Annotated in this window: 13 protein-coding genes; 3 read left to right on the top strand and 10 right to left on the bottom strand. The window is 36.2% G+C overall.

Annotated elements, in window-relative coordinates; genetic code table 11:
• The first annotated feature begins 9 nt into the window (after window positions 1-9).
• Window positions 10-450, top strand: a complete 441-nt coding sequence (locus GWK10_RS12340) for a retropepsin-like aspartic protease family protein (RefSeq protein WP_164032693.1) — start codon at window positions 10-12, stop codon at window positions 448-450.
• A gap of 77 nt (window positions 451-527) precedes the next feature.
• Here the strand turns inward: GWK10_RS12340 and asnS are convergent, their stop codons facing one another.
• The 8 genes from asnS to rplM all read right to left on the bottom strand — a co-directional run bounded on the left by asnS (window position 528) and on the right by rplM (window position 9,476).
• Window positions 528-1,970, bottom strand: a complete 1,443-nt coding sequence (asnS, locus tag GWK10_RS12345) for an asparagine--tRNA ligase (protein WP_164032694.1) — start codon at window positions 1,968-1,970, stop codon at window positions 528-530.
• Window positions 1,971-2,444: 474 nt separating this feature from the next.
• On the bottom strand, window positions 2,445-4,853 hold the full coding sequence (locus GWK10_RS12350; protein WP_164032695.1) for an efflux RND transporter permease subunit: 2,409 nt from the start codon (window positions 4,851-4,853) through the stop codon (window positions 2,445-2,447).
• A 167-nt stretch (window positions 4,854-5,020) separates the two neighbouring features.
• On the bottom strand, window positions 5,021-5,578 hold the full coding sequence (gene frr, locus GWK10_RS12355) for a ribosome recycling factor (RefSeq protein ID WP_164032696.1): 558 nt from the start codon (window positions 5,576-5,578) through the stop codon (window positions 5,021-5,023).
• A 55-nt stretch (window positions 5,579-5,633) separates the two neighbouring features.
• Window positions 5,634-6,341, bottom strand: a complete 708-nt coding sequence (gene pyrH, locus GWK10_RS12360) for a UMP kinase (RefSeq protein WP_164032697.1) — start codon at window positions 6,339-6,341, stop codon at window positions 5,634-5,636.
• 166 nt (window positions 6,342-6,507) lie between these two features.
• Entirely contained in the window at window positions 6,508-7,473 is a 966-nt protein-coding gene (gene tsf / locus GWK10_RS12365; protein WP_164032698.1) for a translation elongation factor Ts, read from the bottom strand.
• Window positions 7,474-7,555: 82 nt separating this feature from the next.
• Window positions 7,556-8,476, bottom strand: coding sequence for a 30S ribosomal protein S2 (gene rpsB, locus GWK10_RS12370; protein ID WP_164032699.1), 921 nt, complete (start codon window positions 8,474-8,476; stop codon window positions 7,556-7,558).
• A gap of 158 nt (window positions 8,477-8,634) precedes the next feature.
• Window positions 8,635-9,021: a 30S ribosomal protein S9 gene (rpsI, locus tag GWK10_RS12375; RefSeq protein ID WP_164032700.1), complete on the bottom strand. Its 387-nt coding sequence runs from the start codon at window positions 9,019-9,021 to the stop codon at window positions 8,635-8,637.
• A complete protein-coding gene (rplM, locus tag GWK10_RS12380) occupies window positions 9,021-9,476 on the bottom strand; it encodes a 50S ribosomal protein L13 (RefSeq protein WP_164033129.1) in 456 nt (151 codons plus the stop codon). The genes rpsI and rplM overlap by 1 nt, the downstream gene beginning before the upstream one ends.
• 562 nt (window positions 9,477-10,038) lie before the next feature.
• Here rplM and GWK10_RS12385 point away from each other — a divergent pair.
• Window positions 10,039-12,060, top strand: a complete 2,022-nt coding sequence (locus GWK10_RS12385) for a tetratricopeptide repeat-containing sensor histidine kinase (protein WP_164032701.1) — start codon at window positions 10,039-10,041, stop codon at window positions 12,058-12,060.
• Window positions 12,057-12,686, top strand: coding sequence for a response regulator (locus GWK10_RS12390; RefSeq protein WP_164032702.1), 630 nt, complete (start codon window positions 12,057-12,059; stop codon window positions 12,684-12,686). Before GWK10_RS12385 ends, GWK10_RS12390 begins: the two co-directional genes overlap by 4 nt.
• A 539-nt stretch (window positions 12,687-13,225) precedes the next feature.
• On the opposite strand, the gene odhB is transcribed toward GWK10_RS12390, so the two are convergent.
• Both odhB and GWK10_RS12400 read right to left on the bottom strand, forming a co-directional pair.
• Window positions 13,226-14,437 (bottom strand): 2-oxoglutarate dehydrogenase complex dihydrolipoyllysine-residue succinyltransferase, encoded by a 1,212-nt coding sequence (gene odhB / locus GWK10_RS12395; RefSeq protein WP_164032703.1) that lies wholly within the window; start codon window positions 14,435-14,437, stop codon window positions 13,226-13,228.
• Window positions 14,438-14,441: 4 nt separating this feature from the next.
• Window positions 14,442-15,404 carry a peptidoglycan DD-metalloendopeptidase family protein gene (locus GWK10_RS12400; RefSeq protein WP_164032704.1) on the bottom strand — a complete coding sequence of 321 codons (963 nt, stop codon included), beginning with the start codon at window positions 15,402-15,404 and terminating at the stop codon, window positions 14,442-14,444.
• Window positions 15,405-15,409: the final 5 nt, after the last annotated feature.

Consider the following 15,409-nt stretch of genomic DNA (forward strand, 5'->3'; position numbering starts at 1 on the left):
GAGGAAATTATGAGAAAAAGTCTTAGAAAATTTCTTTTAGATAAAGGATATACTCGAATTAAGCTTACCAAAATAAAGACCAATCATTATGCAATGAATGCTAAAATTAATGGAAGAAAAGGTTTTTTTATTGTTGATACCGGGGCATCAAGTTCTTGTGTAGGTTTAGATGCTATTGAAAATTTTGATTTGGATGCTGAAGATTCGGAAGTGCGAGCGGCTGGAGCAGGAGCGACTGATATGCTGACCAAAGTTTCATATAAAAATATATTAGAGATTGGTAGTTGGAAAAAGAAAAAAGTTGTGTTGGTGCTCTTTAATATGTCTCATGTAAATACTGCATTAACGCAACACAAAGCGGAACCGGTTGACGGCATTATTGGTGCTGACATTCTTAAAAAGGGTAGGGCCGTTATCGACTATGACAAAGATTGTTTGTATTTGAAATAAACCGAAAAACAATAGCAAATAAAAAGCGCCAATTGATCTTTTCAATTGGCGCTTATATTTTTTATTAGATACTTTATTTAAAACTCCGCATTTAATGGTGTTCTAGGAAAAGGTATTGCATCACGTATGTTACCCATTCCAGTTGCAAATAATACCAAACGTTCAAGTCCTAGTCCGAAACCAGAATGCGGTACTGTGCCGAACTTACGCAAGTCTAGATACCACCATAATTCTTCTTCTTCAATTCCCATTTCTTTAATACGTTCTTGAAGCACCTCAAGGCGTTCTTCACGTTGTGAACCTCCAGCAATCTCGCCAATACCTGGAAATAAAACATCCATGGCTCGTACGGTCTTTCCATCTTCATTCATTCGCATATAAAATGCTTTGATATTTGCAGGATAATCAAATAAAATAACTGGACACTCAAAGTGTTTTTCTACTAAATAGCGCTCGTGCTCACTTTGTAAGTCAGCACCCCACTCTTCGATAAGGTATTTAAACTTTTTCTTTTTATTGGGTTTGCTGTTTCTAAGAATTTCAATTGCCTCAGTATAACTTACGCGCTTAAAGTTATTGTCAATAACAAAATTTAGCTTCTCACGAAGCGTCATAGTACTGCGTTCAGCCTGTGGCTTTGACTTATCTTCCTGAATCAATCTGTTTTCTAAAAACTCAATATCGTCAGGACAAGTTTCCATCACATATTTAAGAACAGATTTGATGAAATCTTCAGCTAAATCCATGTTACCATCTAACTCACAAAAGGCGACCTCTGGTTCTATCATCCAGAATTCAGCTAAGTGACGAGATGTGTTTGAATTTTCAGCTCTAAAAGTAGGACCAAAAGTATATACTTGCCCCATGCCCATAGCATAGGTCTCCGCTTCTAATTGGCCAGATACTGTAAGGTTGGTTTCTTTGCCAAAAAAGTCTTGTTTATAATCTACTTGACCATCTTCGGTAAGCGGAATGTTTTTTTCATCTAAAGTCGACACACGAAACATCTCGCCAGCACCTTCTGCATCACTACCGGTAATAATGGGAGTGTTTACGTAGTAAAACCCGTTTTGTTGAAAATACTGATGTATAGCGAATGACAAAGCAGATCGCACTCGCATAATTGCACCAAAAGTATTGGTGCGGGCACGTAAATGCGCTTGTTCACGTAAAAACTCTAAGGTGTGACGTTTTGGTTGTAAAATAGTTCGTTTTACTTCCTCCGGGTCGGCATCACCTAAAATAGTCACCTTTGTAACTTGAACTTCTACGGTTTGTCCTTTACCCTGACTTTCGACTAACGTACCATTAATTTTTACTGAAGCTCCAGTAGTGATTCTTTTCAATAGTGCTTCTGGTGTATTTTCGAAATCTACAACACATTGTATATTGTGAATTGTAGAGCCGTCATTTAAAGCAATAAATCGATTGCTTCTAAACGATCGTACCCATCCGCTTACTTGAATCTCTTTCAAAAAGTCTGTGCTTGCCAAAAGCGCTTTAACCTTTGTGTTTTTCATCTTAACGTTCGTTGTCTTTTAAGGTTGCAAATATAAATTTTTGCTTAGTAATGACATTAATTTTTTACTAGGGTTTTATTTTGTTACAGAAATCAGTAATACGTAGGTAAAAGGCCACAAAATATGTTGTAAATAGCTTGTTTTCAGCGATTTTACAGTAAATTAACATTTCATTTAGGGGAAAAACCCCCTTTATCTCGCTAAAGTGATATGCTATATTTGTTGCAACTATTAATCAATAGTTATCGTTTTTATTATTTATTTAATAAAAACAACTTTTAGGGTAGGTTTGGGGGAACTTACTCAAGCCCGCTGACATTGTCAGCGGGCTTGTTATTTTATGACATTTCGTTAAGTTGAAATGAGGTGTTTTTGACTGCTCTCAAGATTGGATTTGACAAATAATCCAAGAAGGCTACAGATATAATCCCGTTTAATTTATACCACTAAGAATTCAGAAAATCCTTTTCTTAATTAGGTCAAATCTTGATCAACCTTAACTTCTTTATCTTCTTTTGGTAGAATTTGAATAGCAGGCTTTTTAAGAATTTTCTTATTTGCAATACTTTTTTCAAGTGATAATAATAAGCAAGGCAGCAGCAATAAGTTTGATAGCATAGCAAATAATAAAGTAGCAGAAACCAAACCTCCTAAAGCTACAGTACCGCCAAAACTAGAGATCATAAATACGGAAAAGCCAAAAAACAACACTATAGAAGTATAGAACATACTAACACCGGTTTCTTTTAAAGCGGCATATACCGATTTTGTGACCTTCCAGCGATTGGCTTGTAGTTCTTGTCTGTATTTTGCCAGAAAATGTATGGTATCATCAACAGAAATACCAAATGCAATACTAAATACTAATATAGTTGAAGGCTTTATCGGCACTCCTAAAAACCCCATCATTCCTGCTGTAATAAGTAGTGGCAGTAAGTTAGGAATTAATGAAATAATGATCATTCTAAAGGAACGAAACATATAGGCCATAAATAGGGCAATCAGAATTATCGCTAATGATAATGAGATGACAAGATTATTAATCAAGTATTTAGTTCCTTTTAAAAATAGGAGTGCTTTCCCCGTTAAACTTACTTCATAGCGTTCTTCAGGAAATACCTTATTTATTTTGGACCATAAAGATTCCTCGATATCTTCCATCTTTTCGGTACCTATGTCTTGCATAAAAGTCGTAATGCGGGCTACTTGGCCTGTACTATCTACAAAACTATTAAGTAAGTTGGCGCTGTCCGATGACTTTTTCGCATAAGATAAAATGAAACTATTCTCTTGTGAAGATGGTAATTGGTAGTACTTGGGTTTTCCGTTATAATATGCCTGTTTAGAATACTTGACCAAATTGGTTACAGAAATAGTTTTGGATAACTCAGGAGTTTCATCAATCAAGTTTTCTAACTCATCCATACGCTTTAGCGTGGAGAGCTTCATGACTCCATTTTTCCGCTTAGTATCGATCATTACTTCTAATGGCATAATGCCATCAAATTCTTCTTCAAAAAAGCGGATGTCGTCGAAAAAGTCGGCTCGTTTAGGCATATCTTCTATAAGACTACCTGAAATTTTTATCTGATAAATACCAATAATACTCATAATAAGTAGTACTAGTGAAACAACATAAATTTCAATTCTATGATTGCGAACTACATGTTCCATCCACCCTACAAACCTGCCTATCCATCGTTTGTTTAAATGCTTTAAATGTTTGGTTTTAGGCAATGACATAAAGCTGTAAATGATGGGAATGATCAATAAGGATAAAATGAATATGGCAACGATATTAATAGATGCAACGATACCAAATTCCTTTAATAACTGACTTTTGGTTAAAATGAATGTAGCAAACCCTGAAGCCGTCGTTAAATTGGTCATTAGCGTGGCGTTCCCAATTTTAGATATTACACGTTGTAATGATTTTGCCTGATTGCCATGTTTCTTAACCTCCTGTTGGTACTTATTAATGAAGAAAATACAATTGGGAATTCCGATTACTATAATCAAAGGTGGTATCAGTGCGGTAAGAACAGTAATCTCATATTTTAACAGTCCAAGAATACCAAAAGCCCACATTACACCAACAATCACAACCACCATACTAATAAAAGTGGCTCGAAATGATCGAAAGAAAAAGAAGAAAATAAATGAGGTGACCAATAGAGCCCCTAATACAAATAGACCTATTTCATCAACAATATTTTGGGCATTAAGCGTACGAACATAGGGCATACCACTTACGCGAACGTCAAGTCCAGTTTCTTCTTCAAAACTTTCAATTAGCGGTATTAACTCATTAAATACAAAGTTTTTTCTAACGGATGTATTGACAATACTCTTATCAATATAAACCGCAGTGCGCAATGTGCCACTTTCTTTATTATATAGAAGACTTTCATAAAAAGGGAGGTTTTCAAAAAGCTCTTTTTTAATTTTTGAAACCTGATCTGCCGATTCGAGTTTGGTTTTAATGAGATCTTCAAGTACGAAGGTTTCATTCTTTCTGTCTGCGACTAGTTTTTTTAGATCACCAACCGAAATGACGGCTTCAACTTCAGGAAACGCATTAAATCGTTTGCTAAGTTTGTTCCAAGCATTGAAATTTCTAACTGTAAAAAGTGCGGGATCTTTTACCGCGAGCACGATCAAATTTCCTTCTTCACCAAAGATATCTAGAAACTTGTTGTAAGTAACGTTTACCTCATGATCATCAGGCAGCAAATTGGCCTCGGTATAGGTAAAGCGCATATGTTTCCATTGTGTTCCAAGCGTAGCCGTAGCTGCTACGAGCAAAACAAGAATTAAAATGCGATTTCTAAGAATGATCCTCGATACGGTTGGCCAAAAACCTGAGGTATTTAATGTTGCCATTCGCTGTTTTTACTGCTGGCAAAGGTAATTGAATATTTAGGAAGTATGAAGTGCGATTCTGGATTTAAGGAAAATAGAAAATAGCTTATCAAACTGGATAAAATAAAAAAGCATCTTTCCGAATAAGGTAGATGCTTTAAACTTGTTACTGTCTACTAAAAACTAAACTATACAGTCATAATCTCTTTTTCCTTAGAATCAAAAATATCATCTATATGCTTAATATGTTTATCAGTTAAATTTTGCACATCGATCTCAGCATTTTTCTTTACATCTTCTGATGCGTCTTCTATTTTTTTAATATCGTTGTTTGCGTCTTTACGGGCATTTCGCACGCCTACTTTTGCATCTTCCGTTTCGGCTTTGGCCTGTTTTGCAAGGTCTCTACGGCGCTCTTCTGTTAATGGCGGAACATTGATAATAACAGTTTCTCCATTATTCATGGGATTAAAACCTAAGTTTGCCATCATGATTCCACGCTCAATTTCCTGTAACATCGATTTTTCCCAAGGTTGAACCGTAATAGTACGACCATCTAGGGTATTAACATTTGCCACTTGAGTTAGTGGGGTTTGCGTACCATAATAATCAACCATCACACTGCCTAACATAGAAGGACTGGCTTTGCCAGCACGAATATTAGCTAATTGCTTGACCAAATGAGCTATAGCAGCTTCCATTGACTCATTGGTAGCATCTAATATAAATTGAATTTCATCGTTCATAATACAATTGCTTTATTGTAAAAATAGCATTTCAAATATTAAGCCACAAATGAGGTTATAGGTTTACTTTGGTTCCAACATTTTCTCCAGAAACGATTTTTAATAGGTTTCCTTTCTTATTCATATCGAAAACAATAATGGGTAATTCGTTTTCCTGACTCAAGGTAAATGCAGTAGTATCCATAACTTTTAGGCCTTTTTTCAGCACATCTTCAAAAGAAATAGCATCGAATTTGGTTGCGTCTTTATTCTTTTCAGGGTCGGATGTATAAATACCATCGACACGTGTTCCTTTTAAGATTACATCGGCCTCAATTTCTATTGCGCGTAGGGCTGCAGCAGAATCGGTAGTGAAATAAGGATTCCCCGTTCCTCCACCAAAAATAACAACCCTTCCTTTTTCCAAATGGCGTAGGGCTCTTCTTCTTATAAAAGGCTCGGCAACTTCATTTATTTTAATGGCAGATTGTACTCTTGTTTGTACTCCGGCATTATCTAAAGCGCTTTGCAATGCTAATGCATTAATTACCGTTGCGAGCATTCCCATATGATCACCTTGAACACGGTCCATACCGGCACTTGCTCCTGCGACTCCTCTAAAGATGTTTCCGCCACCAATAACAATAGCGACTTGCACGCCTTTGTCAACAGCCTGTTTTATTTCTTGTGCATATTCTGAAAGGCGTTTGGGATCGATACCATACTGACGATCCCCCATAAGTGCTTCGCCTGAGAGCTTAAGTAAAATTCTTTTGTATTGCATTTTTTGTTGTAGAAGTTTTGCAAATATAACTAATATGCTGGCGAAGTATAAAACGGAATTTTCAAGTTTTTTGAAACTTCGTAGGCGATGAGTTCACACAAAAAAACCTGGTAGCTATTTAAAAAAATACTTACCAGGTTTATTATTTATAAAGAATAAGTGAAACTTACACTAAAGAAACTCTTTTAAAATCGACAACAGTAACGTCACCAAAAGTTTTTACGTAATCTTCTACCGTCTTCTTCTCATCCATGATGAATTTTTGATCTAAAAGACACTGCTCTTGATCTAAAGTCGTATTGTCAGAAACAAAACGCTCCATCTTACCAGGAAGAATTCTATCCCAAATTTGCTCTGGCTTGCCTTCAGCTTTTAATTGCTCTTTTGCATCAGCCTCTGCTTTAGCCATAACTTCAGGAGTTAATTGTAGCATTGAAATGTATTGTGGTACATTTTTCAATGTCTTTCCTAAACGAGCTAATTCTTCATTCTCCTTAGAGATTTCAGCAATTCTTGCTTCAGTTTCAGCAGCTACATAAGCAGGATCGAACCCTTTGTATGATAATGAAGTGGCTCCCATAGAAGCTACTTGCATTGCTAATTCTTTAGTCAACTGCTCAGCTTTGTCAGCTTTGTCAGACAAACCTACAACTGCAGCGATTTTTTTACCATGAACATATGAACCGATAAAATCAGCACTTAACTTTTCGAAACCACCGATCTCGATTTTTTCACCAATTACACCAGTTTGCTCAGTAAGCTTATCGGCAACGGTCATACCGTTAAAATCGGCTGCTAAAAATGCATCTTTAGAATCAACAGTCATTGCTATATCAGCAAGTTGATCAGCTAAAGCGACAAAATCGTCATTTTTTGCAACGAAATCAGTTTCACAGTTTAATGAAAATACGACAGCCTGTGTTTTATCATCATTAACTCTAGCTACAGCAACACCTTCAGAAGAATCTCTGTCAGCACGCTTTGCAGCAACTTTTTGTCCTTTTTTGCGCAGTACTTCGATTGCTTTGTCAAAATCACCTTCAGCTTCAACTAAGGCTTTTTTACAATCCATCATACCAGCACCAGTGGCTTTTCTTAATTTATTTACCTCTGCGGCGGTAACTTTTACCATTTCTGTAAGTATTTAAATTATGTAAATAATGGCCGCTAAAATTAAAGAGCGGCCATTATCTAAATATTGTTTTTAAATGAAATTATTCGGCGGCTTTTTCTTCTTCCTCTTTCTTAGCCTTCGCTTTTTTAGCAGGAGCCTTTTTTGCTGGCTTTTCTGTTTTTGCTTCAGCTTTAGGAGCCTTTTCTGCCTTAGGAGCAGCTTCTGCTTTTGCCTCTTTCGCTACTTCCGGAGTAGTTTCTTCAGCAACAGCTTCTGCCTTTGGAGCTTCTTCTTTTTTAGCTACCTCTTCCTTCTTAGCATCTTTATCAGCTTTTCTGTCAGCCAAACCTTCAGCAACCGCTTCAGTAACATGTCCTAAGATATTCTCAATAGACTTAGATGCATCATCGTTAGCAGGAATCACATAATTTACTTCGCGTGGGTCAGAATTGGTATCGACCATTGCAAAAATTGGAATGTTTAATTTCTGTGCTTCTTTAATTGCGATGTGCTCACGCTTAATATCTACAACGAACAACGCTCCTGGAAGACGAGTCATGTCAGAAATAGAACCTAAGTTCTTTTCTAATTTAGCACGAAGACGATCTACTTGTAAACGCTCTTTCTTAGAAAGGGTCATGAACGTACCATCTTTCTTCATACGATCGATAGATGCCATTTTCTTAACAGCTTTTCTGATCGTTACAAAGTTAGTTAGCATTCCACCTGGCCATCTCTCAGTAATGTAAGGCATGTTTACATTTGCTGCTTTTTCAGCAACGATGTCTTTTGCTTGTTTTTTGGTAGCTACGAAAAGGATTTTTCTACCAGATGCTGCAATCTTTTTTAAAGCTTCATTAGCTTCTTCAATCTTAGCAGCAGTTTTGTAAAGATTGATAATGTGAATCCCATTACGCTCCATATAAATATATGGTGCCATGTTCGGATCCCATTTACGGGTCAGGTGACCAAAGTGTACACCTGCCTCAAGTAAGTTTTTTACTTCTATTTGTTTTGCCATTTGTAATAGTTTACGTTCCGTCAAATTAGCAACCTTTCGTTTTTACGACTTGGTTTAGATGCTAAACTACTCCCTTTAATACAAGATTAATAGGTAGTTAACGACAACTTATTTCAAAAATTAAATGAACGAATATTGGAGATGAGTCCAATAGACAATTAACGCTTAGAGAACTGGAATTTCTTACGCGCTTTCTTCTGACCGAATTTCTTACGTTCTACCATTCGTGCGTCACGAGTAAGTAGTCCTTCTGGTTTAAGCTCGGTTCTGTTTTCCTCATTCACTTCACACATTGCGCGAGAAAGAGCAAGACGAACAGCCTCAGCTTGACCAGTAATACCACCACCGTACACATTTACTTTAACGTCAAAGTTACCTTCGTTACCGGTCAAGGCAAAAGGCTGTTGTACTTTGTACTGTAAAGTAGCTGTGGTAAAGTAGTCATTCAGCTCACGATTGTTAACCGTGATATTCCCTTTTCCTTCAGAAACATACACACGGGCAACTGCCGTTTTTCTACGGCCGATTTTGTGAATTACTTGCATTACTTTAAATCGTTTAAATTAATCGTTTTAGGCTTTTGAGCCTCTTTGTTGTGTTCTGGTCCAACAAATACCGTCAGGTTTCTGAATAAAGCAGCACCTAATTTGTTTTTAGGTAGCATTCCTTTAACAGACTTTTCAACTAAGCTAGCAGGATTTTTTGCAAACACCTCATTCGCTGTTAACGAACGTTGCCCACCAGGATAACCTGTGTGGCGGATGTATTGTTTTTCTTCCCACTTTTTACCTGTTAAGTTGATTTTTTCTGCATTGATAATGATAACATTATCGCCACAATCAACATGCGGAGTATAGTTAGGTTTGTATTTTCCTCTAAGTAGTTTTGCTACTTTAGAAGCCATACGACCAAGGGTTTGCCCCTCAGCATCAACCACAACCCACTCTTTGTTAACAGTTGCTTTATTAGCTGAAACAGTTTTGTAACTTAATGTGTTCACACTAATAATTTTTTTGCTTGTTATTACAAGCATATTAAACATTCCATTTTCCGTACTGAAACCACGTTCAATTTACGGGCTGCAAATGTACGATTATATCTTTATTTTACAAACACCCAAAAGCTAATTGTTTAGCTAGGTTTTTAGTGCGAGTTTTTAATTGTAAAAACATGTGATTTTTTGTTTGGCAATCAAAATTGAAAACCGCCAACTGCAACCGTAGGTTGTAGACTTAAAAAAGGGTGTTTTCCCCGTTGACCAGAACTGTACTTTATTATAAATTTGTTATGGAGATTAGTAATTGGTAAATGCAGGTTTGCAATTAAGTATCTAATCTAAAACAAGCGGGCATGAAACAATTAAACGAAATTACCAACCAAGATCATTATCTTATTTACTATCCTATAGTAGCCATTGCGCTTATGATTGTAGGAGTAGCAATTAACCTTTACACCATTTTCGGGTAAAAACTTATTTGAATAGTGTAAGAACGCGGCCTAACCAGTCGCGTTTTTTTTATACCTTATTTTGTATTTTGCACACCTAACTAACAGACCGGATTATGAAAAAAATAATTTCTATAATCACGCTGGTTTTATGTTCCCTTACCTTAAACGCACAGCAAAAATTTGATATTGATTATTATAAAAAAATACTGAATACTACCAGTAATGATCAAGAAAAGCTTGAGGCTCTAGATTCTTTGGTCAATTTCACAAAAGAAGATGAAACCGATGAGTATGTTTCATTTTCTAAACAGTTTATAGATCTGACCGAAAAATTAGAATTGTATGATCGTATGATCGCTCGCGGTACGCATTTGTATGGTACAATTCGTAATAAGCAAAATCAAAAAGAAGAAGCTGATAAGCTTTTCGACCGACTAGAGACTCATTTAAGCAAAGCCAAAGATTCATCGGTTATAGGTAAATTCTATTTGCGCAAAGCAATGAATGCAAGAGATGTTGATAACGAAGAAGCGATAGCTCTTTATACCAAAGCGATTCAGGAGCTATCTAGTAAAGATTCAGTACAGGTTGCGGATTCATATTTATACAGAGGTCAATGCAATGATATTTTAGGTAAGTATGTTGAAGCTATCAAAGATTACGAAAATGCGGGGCAATATTACGAGCAGTTAAAGGATACTGCCTACTTTTTTAGAATTCAACAGAACATCAGTATTATTTATTCTAGAAACGGATTTACTGAAAAAGCTGCTAAAATTCAAAATGAAGTCATTGAAAATGCGGTTAAAGCTGAGGATTATGGTACTGCAGTTGGTAGTTTAGTTAATCAAGCGATAGACTTAGGAAAACAGAATAAGTTAGACGAGCAACAAAAGGTTTTAGAGCGGGCCCTAGCCTTCAACCTCGAAAAATTAAACGATGATATTTGGTATGACAATTATATCCGTATAAATCTGGTGAAGGGGTTTTCAACTAAGAAGGATAAAAAGAATGCTTCTATTCATCTTAATCGTATGATAGAACGAGAGCCAGAAACCAAAAACATAATTCCTTTAAGTCAACACAACTTTGCAGCAAAAGCATATTTTGAACGAAGCTTTGGTAATATTGATAAAGCAATAGGCTATTTCAAAAAGCGTGAAGAGTTATTAGAGAAAATGCAGTCTAAAGAAGTACTCGCTTTAACAAAAAGACAATTAGGCGAATTGTACGAAGAGAAGAAAGATTACAACACAGCCTATACATATTATAAAGACGGTACTACTGTGCGAGATTCCATTTTTAATGCGAACAAAACAAATACCTTTCTATTTTACCAAACACTGTATGAAACCGAGCGTAAAGAAAAAGAACTAATCAAAAAAACATCGGAGGTCGAGCTTTTAGAACAAAAAAACAGTACTAAACAACGCGTCCTAGTATTGTCGATTGCTGGTATTAGTTTGCTATTTTTAATTGTTTATTTAATAAGAAATAGAGCATATCTTAAAAAAACGAAACAACAGCAAGAGGAGTTTAGTCAACAATTGTTGCAATCACAAGAAGAAGAACGAAAACGAATCTCTAAAGATCTGCACGATAGTCTGGGGCAGAGTTTACTTCTTATTAAAAACAAGGTAATTTTAAATGATGATAAAGAAACAGGAAGTATTGTCAACGATGCCATTGAAGAAGTAAGGAGCATATCTCGCGCTTTGCATCCTTTTCAGTTAGAAGAACTTGGCCTGACAAAGGCTATTGAGAATGTTGTGAATCAACTTGATGAAAGTACAGATATTTTTATTTCATCAGAAGTTGACAATATTCAAAATGTTTTCGAATCAGAACAAGAGGTCAATATCTTTCGAATTGTTCAAGAAAGTTTAAACAATATTATTAAGCATGCCAATGCTCAGGCTGCACGTGTAGAAGTTATTAAAGAAGCGAAGCAAGTTCAAATCATTATAAAAGACAACGGGAAGGGTTTTGACTTTTCTGAGCGATATAACGATTTTAAAAGTCTAGGTCTCAAAACCTTAAAAGAGCGTACAAAATTGTTAAATGGTAGTATGAAAATTGATTCAGAAAAAAATAAAGGTACTACCTTAGCGTTTACCATACCCCTTGCAGCATGAAACCATCGATCATTATAGCTGACGACCACCCTTTGTTGTTAAAAGGCTTGCATGATTTTTTATCAGAAAAACGGTTTAATATCGTTGGGCAATATCCCGATGGTAACGCCGCCTATAATGCTATTTTAAAGGATAAACCGGATATAGCGGTACTCGATATTCAAATGCCTATTATGTCAGGTATTGAAGTCGCGGCAGCCTGCAAGAAGAATAAGATAGAAACAAAAGTAGTATTGATAACGTTACACCGGGAAAAGGACTTGTATCTTCAGGCAAAAGAGCTCAACATTTTCGGTTATATTTTGAAAGAGTTTGCCATTGAGGAAATCGAAGTATGCCTAAATTCTGTCATAGAAGGAAAGCCGTATTTTAGTCCAAATATTACGCAAAGCCTAAATGTCGATGAACAGGCAGATGAGAAGCTCAAACTGCTTACACCTTCCGAAAAAAAGATCCTTAAACTTATTGCCGAAGATAATTCTAACAAAGAGATTGCTGAGTTACTTTTTATCTCGGCGCGGACGGTAGAAAAACATCGTAGTAATATCATTTCAAAACTTGACTTAACACCTAAGACAAATAGTTTACTGCTCTGGGCAAAAGAACATAGCACGTTTTTAATCTAAAGTGACTTACCTATAAAGCTTCATTTTTATAAATAGTTAAACATATTAGGACTTTATACAAGATTGTCTTCTATTGTTCATCTTTTATTTATGCTCTAAACTTGACCAAAGACTTGTTGATTGAAATTTGTATAATAGTCTGACAGTCAATTAATAAAATTCAATATTTCGAAAAATACGTGGTACTACGTATTGTGCAAAAGCTCCTATGATTGCATATTTGTATAAATGATTTAGGCAGGTAAGGGGGCCTAAAGTGTTTAACCTAACCCTGGTCATCCTCGCGAGGATCAGGGTTTCTAAAACTTAGAAATCATGAGAGTACAAACCGAAGAGTCCAGAAGAACATTGATCATAACTGCAACTATACTCGTATTGTCGGCAGCTGTATTAGTGAATAACATTTGGTTTTTACTCACTCAATAATAAAACAACTACGGGCAATTAATAATTTGTTTAGGTGTGATGATTTGGGGTTATTACACAAAAAAACCTGGCAGTTGAAGGCCAGGTTTTTTGTTTTTATAAATTGAAATTTCTTATAGTTCCAATGCTTTCTCTGGATTATTATCCATCAATAATTCTACTGGATTTTCTAAAGCTTCTTTAACGGCAACTAAGAATCCAACTGATTCGCGCCCATCAATAATGCGGTGGTCATAACTAAGTGCTACAAACATAATAGGCGCTATTACTACCTGACCATCTTTTGCAATTGGTCGCTCTACGATATTGTGCATTCCTAAAATTCCTGATTGCGGCGGGTTGATAATAGGTGTTGATAGCATTGAGCCAAATACACCACCATTTGATATAGTAAATGTCCCACCAGTCATTTCGTCAACAGTAATCTGTCCATCTCTTGCACGAATTGCTAATCTTTTGATTTCAGATTCTACTCCTCTAAAACTCAAATTTTCGGCATTACGCATTACAGGGACCATTAATCCTTTTGGTCCTGAAACGGCTACGCTAATATCACAGAAATCGTATTTGATCTGGTAATCCCCGTCAATCATACTATTTACATCAGGATATAATTGCAATGCTCTTGTCACAGCTTTGGTAAAGAATGACATAAAACCAAGGCTTACACCATGTTTAGTTTTAAAAGTCTCTTTATATTGTTTTCTCAATGCAAAAATCGGACTCATATCTACCTCGTTAAAGGTAGTAAGCATGGCAGTTTCGTTCTTTGCGCTAACCAAGCGCTCAGCCACTTTACGACGAAGCATTGATAATTTTTTACGTTCGCTACTGCGTGCACCTGCACCTGGAGTACCCATAGAAGGCATTGCTTTTTTAGCGTCGTCTTTAGTAATACGGCCATCACGTCCAGTACCTTTTACATCTTTTGCTTCAATTCCTTTTTCAGCAAGTACTTTTTTAGCGGCTGGTGAAGCAGTTCCTGTTGCATAGGTATCTTTTGTCGCAGCTGGTTTAGGTGCTTCCTTTTTTGGAGCTTCTGCTTTCTTTTCTTCTTTTGCCGGTGCAGCATCACCGTCCGGCTTTGCAGCGCTAGTGTCAATTAAACAAACGACTTGTCCTACCGCTACGGCATCACCTTCCTCGGCTTTTAAGGTAATTGTTCCGCTTGCCTCAGCAGGAAGTTCAAGCGTAGCTTTATCTGAATCGACCTCTGCTATTGCTTGGTCTTTTTCAACATAATCTCCATCGGCAACCAACCATTCTGCGATTTCTACTTCGGTAATTGATTCTCCCGGTGAAGGGACTTTCATTTCTAGGATCATTTGTTTATTTCTTTATATTCTGAATAAAATCTTCTTTAACTGGTATGTAATCTTTTTTGATCTGACCATTTACCATAATCTCATCAAAAAATAATTTTGCTCCTGTAGCTTGAAAAAAGTCAGGCACGTTTTGAAGCTGTAAATGCAAGTGAGCTTCAGTAGAATTGCCTGAATTGCCACATTGCGCTATGGTTTGTCCTTGTTTGACCATTTCTCCTTCTTTTACAAGAATCGAATTTTGCTTAAGATGGGCAAACAACACATATTCTTTTTTGTCAGTTTCTAAAACCAACGTGTTTCCTGTTAAATCTTTCGGGTTCATTTCCCCTGGAATGTTATCATGAACACCTTTTACTACTTTCACAATTTTACCATCGCATGGAGCAATTATGTCTTTTCCGAAAACAAAGTAGCTCTCATTTTTTTTAGGATCTCCTTTATGCGAACTTCCATTTTCGGCCATCATTAGATCATAGGCATATTGTTGTACTTCCTGTGCCATATGATAGTTCTGTTCTACTGTAGTACCTCCCCAAAAAACAAACCACTTTTCCTTAAATGGAAGAATCATTTTAGTGGTATTGCGATCTAAAGTGGGTAAGTTTTTAGGCTTGTGTGGTTTAATCAAAAGCCCATTCATTTGATTACTATCATTTACTGACAATAGAATATCAAAAACAGTTTGATCAAAAGTTGATTTATATAAATGAGTACCTTGTTCAATACCCGTAAACTCCATCGACTTTAGTTTGCCTAGCGGACTCACATTCCCTTTGAAAAATGCAATTGCCTTTTCTTTTGGTAATGCGTTTTTCATATTATCATCAAACGTATTGAAAATACCTTCGTAATCATCAGCATTATATAATGACATAAACTTATTTGCCATTAAAGCATGGTCTTCGCGTTCTTGCGAAAAACCTGTTGCAAATAGCAAATAAATTAGGATGGTAATTACCTTTTTCATCGGCT

The organism is Spongiivirga citrea (assembly GCF_010671565.1).
GTDB lineage: Bacteria > Bacteroidota > Bacteroidia > Flavobacteriales > Flavobacteriaceae > Spongiivirga > Spongiivirga citrea.

What these genes read in the sequence shown, in the direction of transcription:
- GWK10_RS12340 (WP_164032693.1), top strand. Translation starts at nt 10, where the DNA reads ATGAGAAAAAGTCTTAGAAAATTTCTTTTAGATAAAGGATATACTCGA.
- asnS (WP_164032694.1), bottom strand. Translation starts at nt 1,970, where the DNA reads ATGAAAAACACAAAGGTTAAAGCGCTTTTGGCAAGCACAGACTTTTTG.
- GWK10_RS12350 (WP_164032695.1), bottom strand. Translation starts at nt 4,853, where the DNA reads ATGGCAACATTAAATACCTCAGGTTTTTGGCCAACCGTATCGAGGATC.
- frr (WP_164032696.1), bottom strand. Translation starts at nt 5,578, where the DNA reads ATGAACGATGAAATTCAATTTATATTAGATGCTACCAATGAGTCAATG.
- pyrH (WP_164032697.1), bottom strand. Translation starts at nt 6,341, where the DNA reads ATGCAATACAAAAGAATTTTACTTAAGCTCTCAGGCGAAGCACTTATG.
- tsf (WP_164032698.1), bottom strand. Translation starts at nt 7,473, where the DNA reads ATGGTAAAAGTTACCGCCGCAGAGGTAAATAAATTAAGAAAAGCCACT.
- rpsB (WP_164032699.1), bottom strand. Translation starts at nt 8,476, where the DNA reads ATGGCAAAACAAATAGAAGTAAAAAACTTACTTGAGGCAGGTGTACAC.
- rpsI (WP_164032700.1), bottom strand. Translation starts at nt 9,021, where the DNA reads ATGCAAGTAATTCACAAAATCGGCCGTAGAAAAACGGCAGTTGCCCGT.
- GWK10_RS12385 (WP_164032701.1), top strand. Translation starts at nt 10,039, where the DNA reads ATGAAAAAAATAATTTCTATAATCACGCTGGTTTTATGTTCCCTTACC.
- GWK10_RS12390 (WP_164032702.1), top strand. Translation starts at nt 12,057, where the DNA reads ATGAAACCATCGATCATTATAGCTGACGACCACCCTTTGTTGTTAAAA.
- odhB (WP_164032703.1), bottom strand. Translation starts at nt 14,437, where the DNA reads ATGATCCTAGAAATGAAAGTCCCTTCACCGGGAGAATCAATTACCGAA.
- GWK10_RS12400 (WP_164032704.1), bottom strand. Translation starts at nt 15,404, where the DNA reads ATGAAAAAGGTAATTACCATCCTAATTTATTTGCTATTTGCAACAGGT.